Annotated in this window: 18 protein-coding genes; 4 read left to right on the plus strand and 14 right to left on the minus strand. The window is 46.4% G+C overall.

Going from position 1 to position 18,782, the window contains the following annotated elements:
• Positions 1–7: 7 nt before the first annotated feature.
• The 3 genes from gatA to AR335_RS19970 form a co-directional block, all read right to left on the minus strand.
• The gene (gene gatA / locus AR335_RS19960; RefSeq protein WP_062239155.1) at positions 8–1,465 is read right to left on the minus strand and encodes an Asp-tRNA(Asn)/Glu-tRNA(Gln) amidotransferase subunit GatA; all 1,458 of its coding nucleotides are present in this window, start codon (positions 1,463–1,465) and stop codon (positions 8–10) included.
• A 15-nt stretch (positions 1,466–1,480) separates the two neighbouring features.
• Positions 1,481–1,768 (minus strand): Asp-tRNA(Asn)/Glu-tRNA(Gln) amidotransferase subunit GatC, encoded by a 288-nt coding sequence (gene gatC / locus AR335_RS19965; protein WP_062239158.1) that lies wholly within the window; start codon positions 1,766–1,768, stop codon positions 1,481–1,483.
• A 464-nt stretch (positions 1,769–2,232) separates the two neighbouring features.
• Entirely contained in the window at positions 2,233–2,595 is a 363-nt protein-coding gene (locus tag AR335_RS19970) for a DUF3905 domain-containing protein (protein ID WP_255357610.1), read from the minus strand.
• 185 nt (positions 2,596–2,780) lie between these two features.
• On the opposite strand from AR335_RS19970, the gene AR335_RS19975 reads away from it, so the two are divergent.
• Positions 2,781–3,179, plus strand: coding sequence for a DoxX family protein (locus tag AR335_RS19975; RefSeq protein ID WP_062239161.1), 399 nt, complete (start codon positions 2,781–2,783; stop codon positions 3,177–3,179).
• A 55-nt stretch (positions 3,180–3,234) separates the two neighbouring features.
• Here the strand turns inward: AR335_RS19975 and bla are convergent, their stop codons facing one another.
• Positions 3,235–4,035, minus strand: a complete 801-nt coding sequence (bla, locus tag AR335_RS19980) for a subclass B1 metallo-beta-lactamase (RefSeq protein ID WP_062239313.1) — start codon at positions 4,033–4,035, stop codon at positions 3,235–3,237.
• 137 nt (positions 4,036–4,172) lie between these two features.
• Here bla and AR335_RS19985 point away from each other — a divergent pair, with 137 nt between their 5' ends.
• Entirely contained in the window at positions 4,173–4,859 is a 687-nt protein-coding gene (locus AR335_RS19985) for an FHA domain-containing protein (protein ID WP_062239164.1), read from the plus strand.
• 43 nt (positions 4,860–4,902) lie between these two features.
• Here the strand turns inward: AR335_RS19985 and pruA are convergent, their stop codons facing one another.
• From pruA to AR335_RS20015, 6 genes are all read right to left on the minus strand, one after another.
• On the minus strand, positions 4,903–6,450 hold the full coding sequence (gene pruA / locus AR335_RS19990; RefSeq protein WP_053355989.1) for an L-glutamate gamma-semialdehyde dehydrogenase: 1,548 nt from the start codon (positions 6,448–6,450) through the stop codon (positions 4,903–4,905).
• A gap of 199 nt (positions 6,451–6,649) precedes the next feature.
• On the minus strand, positions 6,650–7,849 hold the full coding sequence (locus AR335_RS19995) for a CamS family sex pheromone protein (RefSeq protein WP_062239167.1): 1,200 nt from the start codon (positions 7,847–7,849) through the stop codon (positions 6,650–6,652).
• 42 nt (positions 7,850–7,891) lie between these two features.
• Complete coding sequence (gene ligA / locus AR335_RS20000; protein WP_062239170.1) at positions 7,892–9,901, minus strand: NAD-dependent DNA ligase LigA; 2,010 nt, start codon at positions 9,899–9,901, stop codon at positions 7,892–7,894.
• A complete protein-coding gene (locus AR335_RS20005; RefSeq protein WP_062239175.1) occupies positions 9,879–10,250 on the minus strand; it encodes a hypothetical protein in 372 nt (123 codons plus the stop codon). The genes ligA and AR335_RS20005 overlap by 23 nt, the downstream gene beginning before the upstream one ends.
• A 47-nt stretch (positions 10,251–10,297) precedes the next feature.
• Positions 10,298–12,535 (minus strand): DNA helicase PcrA, encoded by a 2,238-nt coding sequence (pcrA, locus tag AR335_RS20010; protein ID WP_082683631.1) that lies wholly within the window; start codon positions 12,533–12,535, stop codon positions 10,298–10,300.
• 72 nt (positions 12,536–12,607) lie between these two features.
• Positions 12,608–13,297, minus strand: a complete 690-nt coding sequence (locus AR335_RS20015) for a heptaprenylglyceryl phosphate synthase (protein ID WP_062239181.1) — start codon at positions 13,295–13,297, stop codon at positions 12,608–12,610.
• A gap of 271 nt (positions 13,298–13,568) precedes the next feature.
• Between AR335_RS20015 and AR335_RS20020 the strand changes: the two genes are divergently transcribed.
• Positions 13,569–14,114: a GNAT family N-acetyltransferase gene (locus AR335_RS20020; RefSeq protein WP_062239184.1), complete on the plus strand. Its 546-nt coding sequence runs from the start codon at positions 13,569–13,571 to the stop codon at positions 14,112–14,114.
• A gap of 1 nt (position 14,115) precedes the next feature.
• Here AR335_RS20020 and AR335_RS20025 read toward each other — a convergent pair whose 3' ends face one another.
• On the minus strand, positions 14,116–14,790 hold the full coding sequence (locus AR335_RS20025) for a VC0807 family protein (RefSeq protein WP_082316060.1): 675 nt from the start codon (positions 14,788–14,790) through the stop codon (positions 14,116–14,118).
• Positions 14,791–14,911: 121 nt separating this feature from the next.
• Between AR335_RS20025 and AR335_RS20030 the strand changes: the two genes are divergently transcribed.
• Positions 14,912–15,331 (plus strand): GNAT family N-acetyltransferase, encoded by a 420-nt coding sequence (locus AR335_RS20030; RefSeq protein ID WP_062239186.1) that lies wholly within the window; start codon positions 14,912–14,914, stop codon positions 15,329–15,331.
• Between the two features lie 267 nt (positions 15,332–15,598).
• On the opposite strand, the gene AR335_RS20035 is transcribed toward AR335_RS20030, so the two are convergent.
• Genes AR335_RS20035 through AR335_RS20045 form a run of 3 tightly spaced genes read right to left on the minus strand, consistent with a single transcriptional unit; the run spans position 15,599 to position 18,765 of the window.
• Positions 15,599–15,907: a YerC/YecD family TrpR-related protein gene (locus tag AR335_RS20035; protein WP_053355996.1), complete on the minus strand. Its 309-nt coding sequence runs from the start codon at positions 15,905–15,907 to the stop codon at positions 15,599–15,601.
• Positions 15,908–15,927: 20 nt separating this feature from the next.
• Positions 15,928–16,962, minus strand: a complete 1,035-nt coding sequence (locus AR335_RS20040) for a DUF3048 domain-containing protein (RefSeq protein WP_369795861.1) — start codon at positions 16,960–16,962, stop codon at positions 15,928–15,930.
• A gap of 60 nt (positions 16,963–17,022) precedes the next feature.
• On the minus strand, positions 17,023–18,765 hold the full coding sequence (locus tag AR335_RS20045) for an adenine deaminase C-terminal domain-containing protein (RefSeq protein WP_062239192.1): 1,743 nt from the start codon (positions 18,763–18,765) through the stop codon (positions 17,023–17,025).
• Between the last annotated feature and the right edge of the window lie 17 nt (positions 18,766–18,782).

An 18,782-nucleotide genomic window follows, 5' to 3' on the forward strand; every position in this document is an offset into this window, starting at 1 on the left:
GCACCTCCTACAATTGCGGTTTCGCTTTATGGTGTTCCGTCGCCTGTTCAAAGACTGAAGCTACGCGGTAAATCGTGCTTTCGTCAAAGTGTTTTCCGATGATCTGCAATCCGACCGGCAATCCGTTTGAGAATCCGCACGGCACAGAAATGGCTGGCACACCCGCAAGGTTTACAGGAATGGTTAAAATATCGTTGGCATACATCGTTAACGGATCGTTCGTTTTCTCTCCGATTTTAAACGCAGTCGTCGGAGTCGTTGGCCCGATGATGACATCAAAGTTATTAAACACTTGTTCAAAATCATTTTTGATCAGCGTACGGACCTTTTGCGCTTTTTTATAGTAAGCATCATAGTATCCCGAGCTGAGGGCGAACGTTCCGAGCATGATCCGGCGCTTCACTTCGTCCCCAAAGCCTTCGCTTCTGGAGTTTTTATAAAGCTCCAAGAGGTTCTCGGTGTTATCCGAACGCACCCCGTATCGTACGCCGTCAAAACGGGACAAGTTGGCGGATGCTTCTGATGAAGACAGAAGATAGTAGGTCGCAAGCGCGTATTTGGAATGCGGAAGCGATACTTCCTCCCACGCAGCACCTTGTCCTTCTAATACTTTTAGCGCTTCAAGCACTTTTTCTTTTACTGCTGGATCAACGCCTTCTGCCAGGTATTCTTTTGGAACGGCAATACGAAGTCCTTTAACGTCTCCAGTAATGGCTGACAGGTAGTCCGGTACATCGACGTTTGCTGACGTGGAGTCCATGTGATCATGTCCGGCAATCGCCTGTAAAAGGTATGCGTTATCTTCCACCGTACGCGTGATCGGTCCGATCTGGTCAAGGGAAGATGCAAACGCAATTAGGCCGAAGCGGGAAACAAGTCCGTATGTCGGCTTCAATCCTACAACGCCGCAATATGCCGCTGGCTGGCGGATCGATCCGCCGGTATCGGAACCGAGGGAAAATAATACTTCGCTCGCTGCAACAGCTGCTGCAGATCCTCCGCTGGAACCGCCTGGCACGTAGTCTGTGTTCCATGGGTTCTTCGTCACATGGTAGCCGGAGTTTTCGTTGGAAGATCCCATCGCAAACTCATCCATGTTCAGCTTGCCAATCGTGATAGCGCCTGCCTCATAAAGCCTGCTGGCCACTGTTGCATCATAGATTGGATCAAAGTTGGAAAGGATTTTACTTCCGCTTGTAGTGCGGAGTCCTTTTGTAGAGATATTGTCTTTCAAGGCAATCGGAAGGCCTGCAAGGATTCGTTCTCCTGGAGAACCAGCTAGAACATCATCCAGTTCCTTCGCCTGTATGCGGGCGTGCTCTTCATTCAGCGTAAGGAACGCTTTTACCTTGTCCTCCACTTGGCCGATTCGGGCATATGAAGCATCAACAAGATCCGTCACGCTTACTTCTCTTTTATGTAACAGGTTGTGCAGTTCTGAGACTTTCTTCTCTAATAATGACATGTGCTGCCTCCTACTCTAAAACGTCTTCGGTACTTTAAACTGTCCATCCCTTTGATCAGGGGCGTTCTTCAACGCTTCTTCTCGCGTTACCGATTCTTTCACAGTATCTTCGCGCAGCACGTTTTTCAGCTCAAGCACGTGGGTTGTTGGTTCAATGTTTTCTGTATCCAGTTCATTCAGTTCTTCGGCAAAACCGATAATTGCATCCAGCTGCTCCGTAAACATGTCCACTTCTTCTTCGCTGACAGAAAGACGGGCCAGATGGGCAACGTGTTTTACCTGGTCTTTTGAAATTCGAGACAAGCTTGCCACCTCCAAAACAGTACGTTCACAATATATAGATGATAACAAAAATCGCAGTTACTAAGCAACCGGTGCCAGGCACCACGTTTTGACATATATGTAAGGCCGGTGCCTGGCACCTTCTTCCCAACATAAGCATTATTACATACTAGCGTCTGGAGCGGGTCAGGACGGAGTGCTGCTGTTAACACAGGATATTGAAAGATGGGGTTCGACACAATGAGGAAACGTTCTTTAGAAATAATTATTTATACACAGTAAGATTTAATGAGAAAACTTCAAATCAATACTCCATTGAGACATAAAATTTAAAGAGTAGGAAAAGGTAAAAGAAAATCTATTTATTCTTATGATTTCAAATTGCTGAAGTAATTTCTATAAAGAGGCCTTTTTTTATATAGTGCCAGGCACCTCGATTACACACTTGTGTAATGGAGGTGCCTGGCACCATTTTAGGCACCATTTTAATCCTTCCGGAAGCTGGTGTCTTTTGTGGGATGCGTAAATGGGGCTCCTTTGGGTTTAACATTCTTCTCGATGAGATCACGGTTTTCTGCCGTGTTCCAGCCGATATCGTTTGTCGGGTGAACCCACTGATCGCCTGCCATGATTTCCGGATCCGTATCTTCGCTCCAGTTATTGAGCGGTGAGTTTTCGGAATTGTATTTGCTGTCACCTATGACTACCCCGTAATCATTCACAAAGGGAGGCTGCATTTTCATTCCTGTTCCTTTGAATGACGGCGAACTCGCTTGATGAGGCATTGTTTCTTCAATATAAGGCTTTTCCAAGTTCTCTTCTTCTTTATTGTTTTTATGATCAGCCACGTTATTTTTCTCCTTCATACTTAAGATATAGTCATAATTTTTCCTTAAGCCGCTATTCTATGTAGTAAGGCACCAAAATCGGGTGCGGAAAAATTTTTTCGATAAATACTTTACAAAAGTAAGCATATATTATATTATACTTACATAAAGTAAGTTATTAAATCTCAACAAGGAGTTGTTCTTATATGTTAAGTTTAGGATTATTAATCATTCGTCTCGTGATCGGATTATCGTTCGCGGCACATGGTACACAAAAATTGTTCGGCTGGTTCGGAGGCCATGGTCTGAAAGGAACAGGCGGCTGGCTGGAATCCATCGGTATTAAGCCAGGCTACACGATGGCACTGTTTGCAGGGCTCGCTGAGTTTGGCGGCGGTCTATTGTTCGCAGCAGGATTGGTCACTTGGCTCGGTGCAGCAGCCATTATCGTGACCATGCTCATGGCCATCGTAAAAGTGCACGGACCAAACGGCTTCTGGGCAACATCAGGCGGCTATGAGTACAACTTGATCCTCATCGCAGTAGCATTAGGTGTAGCTCTTACTGGAGCAGGCGCTTACTCTTTAGACGCACTTTGGTTCTAATTTATGAAGAAAAACTGGCGGAAACTGCTTCCGCCAGTTTTTTTGTGGTTTAAAGTTACTTGTTGTTTTCCAGGAGCTCAATCGTGTGATACAGAAGCCCGGTTCCACCTATGTTTCCATGGCCTGGAACAACAGTCCTCGCCTGAGAATATCGGTCAATCACGTTTTGCACGGACACTGGCCACGCTTGAACATCCGCATCCTCTACATTCCCAAGATCTTTTGCTTCCTGCGACTTGATCAGGCAGCCACCGACCAGGAGCTTGTACTGCGGAAAGTAAACCGTAATGTTGTCTTCGGTATGTCCCTTCCCTGGATAGTAGGCTTCCACCTTCACGTTCCCAAACCTCAAATGAGTCAGCACCGGATTCAGCAAACGATTTGGAGCTTCATAGCCATTTTCAACACCAAGCTTTGCTGTTTGAGGAGTCGTATACACATGAACCCCCCGCTCCTTCAGCGTTTTAATGCCTCCTATGCGGTCTTGATGGGAATGAGTGATGATCGCGTTTTTCACAGGTTTTTTAAAATGCTGAGAAATCATATCCATCAGTTCTCCGGTAAGGGAATCGTCCCAAGAAGAATCAACAAGCAGAAGGCCTTTGGAAGTTTCCATCAACAGTCCATTCGAAGGAACAGGCACTCCGTTAAATTCGCCGATCGTCGTATGTACCCAAACGTGCGGCTGGATTTCGGTAAGAGTGACTGTTCCTGATTCGTTTGAATATGTTTTTAGAACATGAGCAGCTTGGGTATATGGCTTCTGAGCTTGAGCGTTCACGATTAATGGTGCAGTGATTACACCTAATCCAATAATTCCGGTGAAAGCAGCATTTAATACGATTCTTTTTTTCATGACCATCCTACCTTCCTAAATTTTAATTTTCCTGCTATGTTATTGATGGTATTCCTTATCTTTCCTCCATTCAATGGAGCAGGAATGACAAAGCCCTAACAAAAGCAAGAATACTCAAATAATTAGAAGGTGAACCTATGGACGTTTTGGAGAAATTCCACTTATTGATTGAGCGTGGACAGCCTTATGAAAATGAATTTGTGCCATTAAAAAGAAAGATTTCCATCGGAAGATTCGGCTCCGAACCTGCCCCCGGCATCGCATTTCATATCCCGCTCGTATCCAGGCAGCATTGTGTGATCGATTGTGAAAAACCTTCACCCATGCTGATTGATCTTGGCAGCAAACATGGCACCTGGCTAAATGGCATGCGCCTTCTTCCACAAAAGGAATATGGTTTGAGCAACGGTGACCAGATCACCCTCGTCAATGGCATGATCTCCATGAAATACATAACCGTAAACGATCAGGAGACCATGGACTGGGATCCCGTAAAACCATTTCGTATACCAACTGAAGATTTCATTGACATTCATGAGCTTTTGCAAAAAGTACGGGTTCATCAAAAAGATATTCACTTTTCGCATAAGGAGTTTCAGTGTTTTAAACTGCTGTATTCTTCCCTCGGACAGTTTGTTTCGAAAGAAGAAATTAAGCGGCATGCCTGGAGTGAAAGAGATCTTCTGGACGGCAGGGTACCCGATGTTGGCTCTGATGAGTTAAACTCCCTGATCTACCGTGTTCGTAAAAAACTCACTCCTTATATGCACATTGAATCTGTTTTACGCAAAGGATTCGTAATGGCAGTGACTAAAGAAATATAGTAAAAACCCCTTCAAGCCAAAGCCGAAAGGGGTTTTTTGTTTATTAAAGCAACTCTGAAGTTGTTTTCGCTTGCATGTGAAGAAGAAGGTAGTCTGGGCCACCAGCTTTGGAGTCCGTACCAGACATGTTGAATCCGCCAAACGGCTGGTATCCAACGATCGCGCCTGTACATCCGCGGTTGAAGTAAAGGTTACCCACGTGGAATTCTTCTTTCGCGCGCTCGATGTGCTCACGGTTATTGGAAACTAGAGCTCCAGTCAAACCGTAATCTGTGTTGTTTGCAATTTCCATCATGTGATCGAAGTCGCGAGCTTTACAGAACGCTACAACCGGTCCAAAGATTTCTTCTTGCATAAGACGTGCTTTTTCTTCCACGTCTGCTACGATTGTCGGTTGGATGAAATAACCTTTAGAGTCGTCGCCTTCTCCTCCAGCTGCGATTTTCCCTTCCGTTCTTCCAATTTCGATGTAGCTCATGATCTTGTTGTAAGCCGCTTGGTCGATAACAGGACCCATGTAGTTTCCTAGATCTTCAGGATTTCCTACACGAAGAGATTTTGTTAACTCCACTGCTTTTTCAAGAACTTCATCATACACATCCTGGTGAATGACCGCACGGGATCCTGCAGAACATTTTTGTCCAGAGAAACCGAATGCAGAGTAAACAATCGCAGAAGCAGCCATATCTGTATCTACGTTGTTGTCGATAACCATTGTGTCTTTTCCGCCCATTTCAGCGATAACACGCTTAAGCCAGATTTGGCCAGGGTGCACTTTTGCTGCGCGTTCGTAGATACGGCAGCCGACTTCACGGGAACCAGTGAAGGATACGAAACGTGTTTTCGGGTGGTCTACCAGGTAGTCGCCCACTTCTGCTCCGCTTCCTGGGATGAAGTTCAATACGCCTGCTGGAAGACCAGCCTGTTCCATCACTTCAGCAAACTTAGCTGCAACAACCGGTGTGTTGTTTGCTGGTTTAAGAAGAACTGTGTTACCGGAAACGATTGCAGCTACAGTTGTTCCTGCCATGATCGCAAGCGGGAAGTTAAATGGAGAAATCACGATACCTACTCCCAAAGGGATGTAGTTGAATTGGTTGATTTCACCTTCACGGCTTTTTACCGGTACTCCGTTTTTCATAAGTTCCATTTGACGAGCATAGAACTCTAGGAAATCGATTGCTTCAGCTGTATCAGCATCTGCTTCTTTCCATGGTTTACCGCCTTCTTTTACGAGGTAAGCAGAGAATTCATGCTTGCGGCGGCGTAGAATAGCAGAAGCTCTGTAAAGGATATTTGCACGAGCTTCAGGCGCCCATTTTTTCCAAGTTTCGAACGTAGAAACCGCAACTTGCATTGCTTTTTCTGCTAGATCTTTATTTGCTTTAGAAACCGTTCCAATAACTTCTTCTTTATTGGCCGGATTAATAGAAACGATTTTTTCATCAGTGGTGATGCGTTCTCCGCCAATGACCAGAGGATACTCTTTGCCTAGCTGTGAATTAACAAGGTCTAAAGCTTCCTCAAAAGCTTTCTTGTTTTCTTTAACTGAAAAATCCGTAAATGGTTCGTGTTTATACTCTCGAATCATTTTGTCCCCTCCTATGCCCTTAAGCGTTTTCATTTGTTCAACATGTCTATTCTACCCTAAACTCGTGCCACAGTTCAAACAATGACAAATAGTCAGAATAATAAGAAATAAACAATAAACCCTTTTATTTCAAGGGATTTCATAACTATGCACATAAAACAAGACAGACCCTTGTATGTTCATGGGTCTGTCTTTGGCACTATCTATAAATATGCACGAACGGTTCGCTGCTTCCGTCATCCCGGACGATGAGCGCTTCCGGTTTATTGACGGCAGATTGGATGTTGATTGTAACCGGCACGCTTGGAAGCTCCTTCATCACCGACGAGGTAACATACTGTGTGAACGAGATGACTTCAGCTTTGCCTTGGAACTGCATCGGGATATCGATGTCCAGACGGTTCAGGTTGCCGTCCCGGTATTGAGCTTTTCCGATTACTCCTACATAGTTCGGGAAGTAGTCCTGAATTTTGGTCTTGAAGTTATTAAATTTCTCAGCATCATCCCTTTTTGCTGCGGTCGCATCTTTTGAAGGGAATAAATAGTAACGGTCGTCAATCTTATCCCAGCTTCCGAGCTGCGAACTGCCCGCTCCGGCTGATGCCGATGCAAAAAAGTGCCCTGGTGTGACCGATTCTTTTTCCGCTTCCTGATAGAGAGCGATGGTGATCGGAACATTTTTCAGTGCATGGTTTTGGCGAATACGCTGGATGACCTGCTGTCCCATTTTTCTTGCTTCACGGGAAACATCACTTGAGTCAAGCTTCTTGGAGCCGTTATAAATCAAGCCAGCCTTGTCTGTCGCCTTGTAATAGTACGTAGAGTTAAACGATAAACCCACAACGACACCGCCGAGTTTAACTTTATCATTTCCGCTCTGTACAAGGTAATTCTGCTCCAGTACATACGATAAGTATTTCGGATGTTTATCTTCTGCTGCCATTACTTGCTTGTAAGGAGCATCCTTCTTAACCCCCAAAGCAGGGTTAAGACCTTTTTGGGCCATGTCTGTTTTATTATCCTTCTCAGTCTTCTCGTCCGCACGCTTCAGCCAGTTATTGACGGTCGTGGAAGACAGGTATTGGCCCTCCTGGTAGTAATACTTGTCCGTGCTGAAATTATCCTGAGCAATCCGCATGAGGCCGAGTTCAAACTCGTTGATATCCAAGCGGTTATCTACACCGTACTTGATTAAGCCGCGAGCACCGCCTGGCTCAAACGGTACAATGCTTCGGTAATATTTTTCCCCGGTTTTGATCTCCCCGGTAATGATGGCTTTTTCTTCGGTTTTCCCTTGTTTCTTTACAACTTCCTCTTCCTTCTGCAGCTTGTCTCTGTTCATACAGCCGCTCAGGATCAAAAGGGAGCTTAACAGGATCAGGCTGATCCGCTTTATCATGGTAACACTCCTCCATAAAACTTGATGGAACAGAGCTATTCTTTATTTTTCAAGCTCCTCGATAAATCGCTGTTCAGACCATACTTCCACTCCGAGGGACTGTGCTTTGTCCAGTTTGGATCCCGCATCCTCCCCTGCGATCAGCAGGTCGGTATTCTTGCTCACGCTTCCGGTCACCTTACCGCCAAGCGTTTCCAGTTTTTCTTTCGCTTCGTTCCTGTTCAGCACCGAAAGTTTACCCGTCAGCACAATGGTTTTTCCTGCAAAATAGGAATCCACATCTTCTGACCGGACGACACGCGGCCCTTTGTATTCCATGTTCACACCGGATTCTTTCAGGTCAGTGATGAGCTCTGCCACTTCCGGCTTATCGAAATACAGCTCAACCGAATCGGCCATTTTCTCACCGACTTCATCAATGGCGATCAGTTCTTCTTTCGCAGCAGAACTTAGCCGGTCCATTGTTTCAAATACCTGGGCGATCGTTTTTGCAGCCTTCGCACCGACATGCCTGATCCCAAGGCCGAACAATAGACGTTCCAGAGAATTCTCTTTCGATTTTTCTATAGCGTCCAGCAGGTTGTCAACCGACTTTTCACCCATTCTCTCCAGTTTCAGCAGCTCTTCCTTCTTTAGTTTATAAAGGTCTGCCACATCCTGTATGAGGTTTTCCCGGAATAGCTGAGCGATGACTTTCTCTCCCAGGCCGTCAATGTTCATGGCATTTCTGGAAACAAAGTGGATGAGCCCTTCACGGATCTGGGCAGGGCATTGCGGATTCAGACAGCGCAAAGCTACTTCTCCATCCAGCCGGTCCAGCTCACTTTCGCATTCCGGGCAGTGTGTCGGCATATGGAAGTCTTCTTCCTCGCCAGTTCGCCGGTCAACGATCACGTTCACCACTTCGGGGATGATGTCTCCCGCTTTTTTCACGATCACGTAATCGCCGATCTTGATGTCCTTTTCCCGGATCAAGTCTTCATTATGTAATGAAGCACGTTTAACCGTCGTTCCGGCAACTACAACCGGAGACAAGAGGGCAGTAGGCGTTACAACACCCGTTCTGCCCACATTGAGTTCAATTCCTTCAAGGCGTGTGACGACCTCTTCTGCCGGGAACTTATACGCGATGGCCCACCGCGGGCTCTTCGCTGTAAAACCAAGCTCTTCCTGCTGATAAAGGGAATCAACTTTTATGACGATGCCGTCAATCTCGTAGTCTAGATCCGGTCGGCGTTCCCCCCAGCCTCTGACAAAATCTACGACTTCATCGATATTTTTGCAATGCTTCCATTCCGGGTTCGTTTTAAAACCGAGGTCCTTCAGGAAGTTCAGGCTTTCGCTGTGCGAATCGACTGAATACCCGGAAAGCTGTCCAATTCCATACACGAATATGGAAAGGTTTCGCTTGCCGGCGATGTTCGGATCGAGCTGGCGCAGGGAACCGGCCGCCGCATTCCGCGGATTCGCAAAAAGCTCCTGGCCTTCTTCCTGGCGAGCTTCATTCAGCTTTTGAAATGAACGCTTCGGCATGTATGCCTCACCGCGCACTTCAAGAGAAACGTTCTTATCCTTGATGCGAAGGGGAATCGCACGAATCGTCTTTAAATTGTTCGTGATGTCTTCACCGGTCGTTCCGTCACCGCGGGTAGCCCCAAGAACAAAGCGGCCTTCTTCATAAGTTAATGACACAGCAAGACCATCAATTTTTAATTCTGCCACGTACGAAACATTGTCACCGACTCCGTTTCGTACCCGGCGGTCAAAATCACGCAGATCTTCCTCGTTAAACGCATTGCCAAGGCTGAGCATTGGAACCTTGTGCTGCACTTTTCTGAAATAGTCGAGGACTTGTCCTCCCACCCTCACTGTCGGAGAATGCTCATCCCGCAGCTCCGGATGGTTGTTTTCAAGCTCGATCAGCTCCTGAAGCCGTTTGTCGTACTCTGAATCGGGAACTGTAGGCTTATCGAGAACGTAATATTCATAGCTGTATTTTTCAAGGAGTTCACGCAATTCATGTACCCTTTTACTCGCATGCTCTTCGTTCAAACTTTCCAACTCCTTTATCGATCTTAACTGTACAGCTTTTTAATGGAATAAGGGGCTGTCCTGAAAGTCGAAAATTGACCTTCAGCAGCTCCTTTTTGTCTTGAAAATCTTCAATGAAAAGTTGATTGAAGTGGAAGGTGCGAGACTCCTCGAAAATGAACTTCACATTTTCTTCGTGCGATAAAAAGCTGCCGGAGCCTTCCTTGTCCTGCGGGACTAGCGTGACAGGTGAGACTCCCGCAGGCGCTAGCGCCAAAAAGTAGGCGTTCACGCCGGTAAGGCTCACCGCACGCCCCGCGAAAGTAGGAGCTCGCGCCGGTAAAAGCGAGCACCCTGGAACGGAAATCAACAGCTTACAGACTTCTTGGACAGCCCCTTTAAACGCACGTTTAAAAACTACATTTTTTCAATCGGAGCAAACTTCGCAAGCAGCCGTTTCAGTCCTACCGGCTGCGGGAACGCAATGTCCAATTCCAGTGAGTCGCCTTCACCCTTCATGCTGACGACCACGCCTGTCTCCCATTTGCGGTGTTTTACTTTGTCCCCGACTTTCCAATCCGGCTTTTCGCCTCCATTAGTCGTATAAACAGGAGATGTTTTCTTAACAGCAGCCGGCTGCTTCATGAAGGAAGGAGCAGCATTGGAACGTGACGATCTTCCCCAGCTCGGAGTTTCCTTTTCCTTTTGAACGGATTCAAGCAACTCCTCTGGAATCTCGCCGATAAACCGGGATACCGGGTTCATGTTCGTACGTCCGAACAATGTTCTCATCCGAGCGTTCGTTAAATAAAGCTCCTGTTCGGCACGTGTAATTCCAACGTAAGCCAGTCGTCGTTCTTCTTCCATTTCGCTTTCTTCAAAGAGAGCACGGCTGTGCGGGAATACACCCTCCTCCAAACCAATCAGGAAGACAACCGGGAACTCCAGGCCTTTAGCGGAGTGCAAGGTCATCAGAACAACCGATTCTTTCGGCTTATCGCCTTCATCCTCATCCAGGCGGTCAATGTCTGCTACAAGGGCCAAGTCGGTCAAGAATGCCACAAGGCTCTTATCTTCCTGCTGTTTTTCAAAGTCTTGCGTTACAGAAAGGAACTCGTCAATGTTCTCCAGACGGCTTTCCGATTCAAGCGACTTATCTGCCTTCAGCATGTCGCGGTAACCCGTCTTATCAATCACTTCTTCCACAAGCTCGGTCACCGAAAGGAACTCCTGCATTCGGGTCCAGTTCGTGATCAGCTCGGAAAAATCGCGCAATACGCCTGTAATCCGGGATGTTAATCCGATCTGCTCCACTTCCTGAAGCGCTTGGTACATGGAAAGATCATTATCCGCTCCATATTGGAGAATCTTATCGACAGTCGAAGCACCGATTCCGCGCTTCGGTACATTAATGATCCGCATCATGCTGATGTCATCATCCGGGTTCGCAATGAGGCGAAGATAGGCAAGAATGTCCTTGATCTCTTTGCGGTCGTAGAACTTGGTGCCGCCGACGATGTTATACGGGATGTTCGACTTCATCAAAACTTCCTCGATTACTCGGGACTGGGCATTCGTACGATACAGGATGGCGATCTCTGAGCATTTGCGGCTTCCGCCGATGGTCATCTCACGGATCTTTCCTGCTACATAATGGCCCTCATCATGCTCACTGTCGCCTTGGTAATAAATAATATTCTGTCCTTCGTTTTTATCTGTCCACAGGTTTTTCGCCTTGCGGTTGAAGTTGTTCTCGATCACCTTGTTGGCTGCGTCCAGAATGGTTTTCGTAGAACGGTAGTTTTGCTCAAGCAAAACTACCTTCGCGTCATTGTAATCTTTTTCAAAAGAAAGGATGTTTGCGATGTCCGCTCCGCGCCAGCCGTAGATCGACTGATCCGAATCACCGACAACACAAAGGTTGCGGAAACGGTCAGCAAGCATTTGTACGAGCATATACTGCGCACGGTTTGTATCCTGATACTCATCCACGTGAATGTATTGGAACTTGCGCTGATAGAATTCCAGCACTTCCGGCACACGCTTGAAGAGATGGATGGTTGTCATAATTAAATCATCAAAATCGAGCGCAGAGTTCTTTTTCAAACGTTTTTCATATTCTTGGTATACCTCATGGACGACACTGTCATACGGTCCGTTCATCGTTTTCGCAAAATCAGCACTCGTTTTCAGTTCATTTTTCAATGACGAAATAGAGCCCAAGATGCTCCGCGGCTCAAATTTTTTCGAATCCATGTTCTTGTCTTTTAAGATATTTTTGATTACCGAGAGCTGATCCGTAGAATCGAGGATCGAGAAGTTGCGGCTGATGCCGATCCGGTCGATATCACGCCGCAAAATTCTTACGCACATGGAGTGGAATGTGGAAATCCAGATGTCTTCCGCTACAGGTCCAGTAATGCTGGCTACCCTTTCCTTCATCTCGCGTGCTGCTTTGTTCGTAAACGTGATCGCGAGGATGTTCCATGGCGCGACTTCTTTCTCCATCAATAAATAAGCGATGCGGTGGGTCAGCACCCTCGTCTTACCGCTTCCCGCTCCCGCCATAATTAAAAGCGGTCCCTGTGTATGTTTAACGGCTGCTCTCTGTTCAGGATTGAGTCCTGTCAGCAGCTTTTCGATCAATTGGTGCATACTCATTTATCCGTCACCTGCCCAAACGTTTGTTCTTATTTCTATTGTAAATGATTTGCTGTCTTACTTCAATTATCCTTTTACAGCTTTTACTGTCTCAAGTGCACTCTTCAAATCGTCGTAAATAATGTTGCCGATGATGACCGTGTCAGCGAAGACTGCCATCTCTCTCGCCTGTTCTGCATTTGAAATACCGCCGCCATAATAAAACTTCGTACGGTCCAGCACTTTCCTAACTTCCTTCACGACCTCAATGTCGCCATACATTCCGCTGTATTCAAGATAAAACACGGGAAGCCTGAACATTTTTTCCGCCATGCGCGCATATGCTACAACATCTTCTAATGAAAGACTGGCATTCGCGCTGGAGTATTCTGCGGCTTTGCAATCCGGATTCACGATGCAATAGCCTTCCGTCACAATCTCCTCCCAGTTCATGAGATCGCCGTATTCCTTCACCGCCTCATGCTGCAAGCCGACAATAAAGCTGGCGTCCCTGCTGTTAAGAACGGTCGGAATATAGTAAAAATCAAAACCGGGAGTCAATGATTCAATGTTGGAAACCTCCAGGACACAGGGAACCGCAAACTTGCGGATCCGCGACATCAAATCAAGAGTATTATCAAGTGTTACTCCGTCACTCCCGCCAACGATGACCGCATCCGTGCCTGACTCGCAGACAGCCTCCAAATCGGCATCCGATATTTCCTTATTGGGATCCAGCTTAAAAATATGCTTCCAAACCCGATAATCAAAATTCATAAGATCCTCCCAGTAAATGCTGAAACGCCTGTTTAAAAACGGCCGAGCTGGGATGAAAATTGTAACTTTTTTCATCCTCTTTGGGCGTTGAAGCTGGATAATTCAATCTATACTTTCTAAACCGGGATCATCCCGGCCGGTTATTCTCTTTATACCTTTTGCCATTATATCAAAAATTATAGGGCTACTCATCTTTGACACTGTGAAACAACGCTTACATTACGATTAATTTTTGGTAACCTTACAAAAAGCGATGAACAGGAGAATGTGTATGTTTTTTTTGCAAGTTGATGAGGAAATTTCCTTGAAGATGCTCGAAAAAAGAGATGCCCAGCTCCTCTTCCAGCTGACCGATTATTCAAGAGACCACCTGAGGAATTGGCTTGGCTGGGTCGATTATTCACGTACCTTAAAAGATACAAAAACATTCATTAAACTGGCGCAGCAGAAGTATGCCGACTATACGGACCTCGTCACCCTCATCTGGTACCGGGGCATTCCGGCCGGCTCTCTGGCACTGTATGACATCAAGTGGAATAACTTTTCGGCGAACATTGGATATTGGCTGGGCAAGGACTTTGAAGGCCAGGGCATCATGACCCGGTCGTGCGATGCGATGGTGGACTATGCGTTTGGAACGCTCGGCCTGAACCGGCTGGAACTGAAGGCCGCACTGGACAATAAAAGAAGCCGCTCTGTTGCAGAACGGCTTGGTTTTCATCAAGAAGGAGAACTCCGCCAGGCGGAATGGCTTTACGACCACTTTGTAGATGTTGCGGTCTATGGCATGCTGGCGAGGGATCGGTTTCAAAAATAACTCAGATTTTTGGTTCCGTTTGAATCGGGCTGTCCGAACCCTCAGGCCCTTTGTTCTTCTCATGATAGTTATAGATTTTTAAAGATATAAATACAAAGCCTGCTGTGATCAGGCCTCCAAAAATCCAGCCTGAAATCTTCATCGAGAATAAAATAAAATCATACTTCTTCGCGCCGTATTCCATCAGGAGATACGATTTCAATCCGGCCTGGAACAAACTGCGGAATGCAAACAGTCCGGTAAGCCAAACAAAATACTTATAAAATTCAGGCTGACGGTACAGAGACTGCGTCTTGTCCCTCGGTTCACCCTGGAGATAAGCAATATCCACCGCAAAGTGCATGCCAAGCGGCTGTTTGATCAGAATGGTCGTGAATATCAGCAGCGCCATAAAAATACCGAAGAACACCTGGTTCCAAAGCATTCGGCCGGCTCCCCCTGACAGGAGGTCGATCGTTGTTCCGGCAAACAGGGAGAACAGAATAAACATCCCTGTAACATTGAATTGCTTTTCTTTCACAAACCGGTATATGGTATAGATGAAACCTGGAGCGGAAGACAGCAGGATGGCGTAATAATCGCCCAAAATGTCTCTTCCCTGGTTCCAGATCAGATAAGGCAGTATTAAATAAAACAGCAAATCAAAAACTACGATGCTTTTCTTCAAGTTCTTCACTTCCCGTTTTGGAATGTTTCGTTACTCTTGCTGGATTGTGCAAAATGCTCGATACTCTTGTCCATAGTGTTCGGCCGACTCTGATTCTTTTGACCTTACTCCTTATTGAAGAGGTGATTTTATGATTAGACAAGCCACCTTAGAGGACATATCCGCCTTGGCTTCCCTGTCGTTACAGCTCGGTTACACAGGTGATACTACTGAAATCATAACACGGTTGGAAAAAATTATCATCCAGAAAAATGCTGCTCTTTTTGTACAAGAAGTGAACGGTACGATCGCCGGCTGGGTTCATGTCTATGGAAAAACATTGCTGCAAATGGAATATTGCGAGATCGGCGGTTTGGTAGTCGATGAGTCACAACGCCGGTTAGGTGTGGGAAAAGAATTAATGAAAAGATGTGAAACGTGGGCGCTGGAAAACGGCTATGATCAAATCCGGCTCCGTTCGGGCGCTGAACGAAAAGAAGCGCACCGATTTTACGAAAACATCGGCTACGAACGTGTGAAAAAGCAAGAAGTGTTTACTCGTAAGCTTTAAATGTGGAGGCCGCCAAGTGATCTGATTCCAGGTGGCCTTTTTGTCGGCCTCAAATGGATTGTCTGGGGTCGTTACTTGCGGTTCGGCATGTTTTACTTGCGGAAATGGTGAGTTTACTTGCGGTTCCACACCATTTACTTGCGAAAATGCAGACTTTACTTGCGATAATGGACCACTTACTTGCAAAACACATCATTTTCATAAAATCGTCACGCCGTATAACTCCACAAAACAGAAAACCTGCACCGCCCAAAGGCGTTACAGGTTTTACTTCGTTTCTTCTTTATTTCCGTGTACCCGATCGAGTGCCATTTGATAGGCATCGTTTCCGAAGTTCAGGCATCGCTTCACACGGGAAATCGTCGCTGTGCTGGCGCCGGTTTCTGATTCAATTTTATGATAGGTCTTTCCTTCACGAAGCATGCGGGCTACTTCAAGGCGCTGTGCCAGTGACTGGATCTCGTTCATCGTGCACAGATCATCGAAGAACATATAGCATTCTTCCAGATCTTTTAGTGAAAGGACGGCTTCAAACAGCTGATCAAGCGCCTTTCCTCTTAATTTATCAATTTGCATGTACTTGCACTCCTTCTGCTCTATTCAATAGAAACGCTCTTACTGATTCCTGGCTGCGCCGGGATGATGTTGATCCAGGTTTTTCCCGGAACGAAACCTGTGCCAGACGGGATGATTCTACCGTCTTTGTTTTCCCAGCTAACTTCCCTGGCTTTTCCGCGCTGAAGTAAAATGGCTTTGCCTCCGGATGTAAGGTCAATTTCTCTTCGTCCGTAACTATCAATGATTTTATGGCTTGCTTCCACAATCAGCACGTTATCGAGTTCGATCGGTGTTTTGGTTTCGCGGTCAGTGGTCGGCTTCTCGTTGCTGAAGCGGGCATACCGTTTCGTTGATGAGTCGTAGGTATAGCCGACAGTCTCACCGTGATTGTATGTTATCAGAACTTTATCGGCTTTGTCACCAGTAAGCGTTTTGACCTCCGATGGTTTTAAGAAAGGAAGAGGCTTTATTTTATCTTTATTGTCATAGCCTTTCTTCTTTAAACCTTTCATGATGTCTTTGTACTTAATATACGAGTTATGAGGCGCCTGCCGGAACGATGCCCGGTGAAAAAGCGTGCCGTCATAATACAGGCCGTTCAGCGAATCCACCTTGCTGTTGCTGCCGGAAAGGATTTTCTTCGCTTCCGGACTCCAGCCATGATGAACGTAAAAAGCATGAAAACCCTGGCTCAGCTCAATAAAGTAATCGCGTGCGCTGCGGACGGGCCCGACCACCTCTGGTTTCTCGCTCTGAAATACGGCAAGAAAGCGTGTAATATCCCCTTCCGCCAAAACTTCGTAAACGAGATCCGCCTTATGAAGCCCGGACTGCGGACGAGCCTTCCAGTGATTGTTGATCATTACGGCAAACACCCTTGCATCGGTGTCCTTGTTCGTTTTGATTCCTGTCAGCGGATACGTGTTTTTCAGCTCTGTCTTCTTTTCTTTCTTTTCAGGAGCTTTCGTATGTTCCGCAGGCTTTTTGTTACTTGCCGTTTCTTCCTTCTGGCAGCCTGCACCGCCCAGGATCAATAGAGCCGCACAAAAGCTAAGCAGCCATTTTTTCATCAGGCACCCCTGCCCCCCTGGCCCCCCCGGCCGAATTCTTTCCAGACGCTTTACTTCTTTAGTTTAACGCATAATCGAAGGAAAGAGTATGACTTTCTTCTTCACATCGTAGATTCCTAGCTGTGTAATGCGGATATATGGCAAATGAGTTGAAGAAAAGAAAAGCAGACTGTAGATTGGATCTTCGAAGTGATATCCTCTTTTTCGCAGTTCTGACGTTAATGCCTTTTCTTCCTGTATGAGTTCTTCGACTGATGAAGAAGACATTCCTCCTCCAAGCGGCAGCTTGACCTCGCTGATGATTTCTCCGTCCTCTACCAGCACGATGCCGCCTTTCATCTCTTTTACACGGTTAAACGCCGCGAGCATATCCCGCTTGCTTTTTCCGATTAAAAGCAGATCGCCCGTGCTCGAATAGGAGCTCGCAAACCCGGAAACTCCTTTGGCAAAGCCTTTGACCAGGGTGTTTACCCGCCACTTGCCTTTTTTGTCGACGAGCATGAAGAAGCATTCATCGTGTTCCATATTCAATTTTTCCTCAGTAGGATTGAGCTGAATCTGATACGGCTTCGTAATGACGGAGTTCACCATCTCAATGCCTGCCAGTGAACTGAACTGAAAGTCTTTCCGCGACAGATCCCAGTTCAATTCGAGCGGCCCCATTCCATAATCGCTCCAAGGAAACGGTGCACCAGCTTCCATAACCTCACCGTCACGCTTGATCCATTGCCCTTTGGCGAGCACAGACTCCGGATTCGGGTGCTGCACACTATCCAGGATATTGAGATGTGCTACTCTTCCCGGTGCGACCATTCCGAGTATATGCTCTTTGCCGTAATATCTTGCTATATTATAAGAAGCCATTTTATAAGCATCGATCGGATCAATTCCTTCTTCAAGCGCGATAGAAATCATTTTATCCGTGACGCCTTCTTCATAAAATGCCGGTGTTGATCCGTCCGTTGTAAAGATGACACGGTCAAAATGAGCCGCTCCAATCTCTTTCATCTCTTTTAAAATCTGTGAAAGATCGGGACGAATGGATGAATAGCGGAGAGAGGTGGTAAGTCCGAGGTTCAGCCTCATCATTGCTTCCTCTCCGGTCATCGCCTCATGATCGCAATCCACACCGAGCAGCGCCATCTGCGTCAAGGTTTTTTCAGAGGCACCAGGCAGATGCCCTTCGATCCGCTTTCCGGCCTTGCGTGTTTCCCGCATGAGATGAAGAATATGATCATCTCCCTGAAGGACTTTCGGCCAGCTTGTCAGCTCTCCGCCCTGTATGACATAAGGAGATGCTAGCATTTTTTTAATGTTGCTCAATGAGAACAAAGAGTCTTCATTCAAGAGCTCTGACTGGGAATCATAACGGCACCACCAATAGTACGTAAAAGGCAGCCGGTTCAGGTCTTCCATAATAGTAAGCGCTTTCGTAACTGGCAATGATAAAAAAAGCATAAGATTATCGCACATAAATGTCGTTGTGCCCCTTGCCGATGCATAACGGCCCAGAGTCTGGGGATTATATAGTTGAAATGGATGGGCATGCGGCTCAATGTAACCAGGGACGACATATTTACCGTCAATATCCAAAATCTCTGTCCCGTTCGTATGGCTGGGCATTTTATCCCCAACATAAACGATGCGGTTATCGTAAATCCATATGTTAGCTTTTGTCCAGCAGTGCCGGGCAGCATTTAAGTAGGTTGCATTCTGCAGTACGATCGACGGCGCTAATTCGCCCAGGATCACTGCTTGATGGCGGCGAAGGTCCGCCTTCGACCAAAACAAGAACTGGTTAGACATAGGTTTCACCTTTTTCT

It is taken from the genome of Fictibacillus sp. FJAT-27399 (assembly GCF_001510655.1).
In the GTDB taxonomy this organism is placed as follows: Bacteria; Bacillota; Bacilli; order Bacillales; family Fictibacillaceae; genus Fictibacillus_C; species Fictibacillus_C marinisediminis.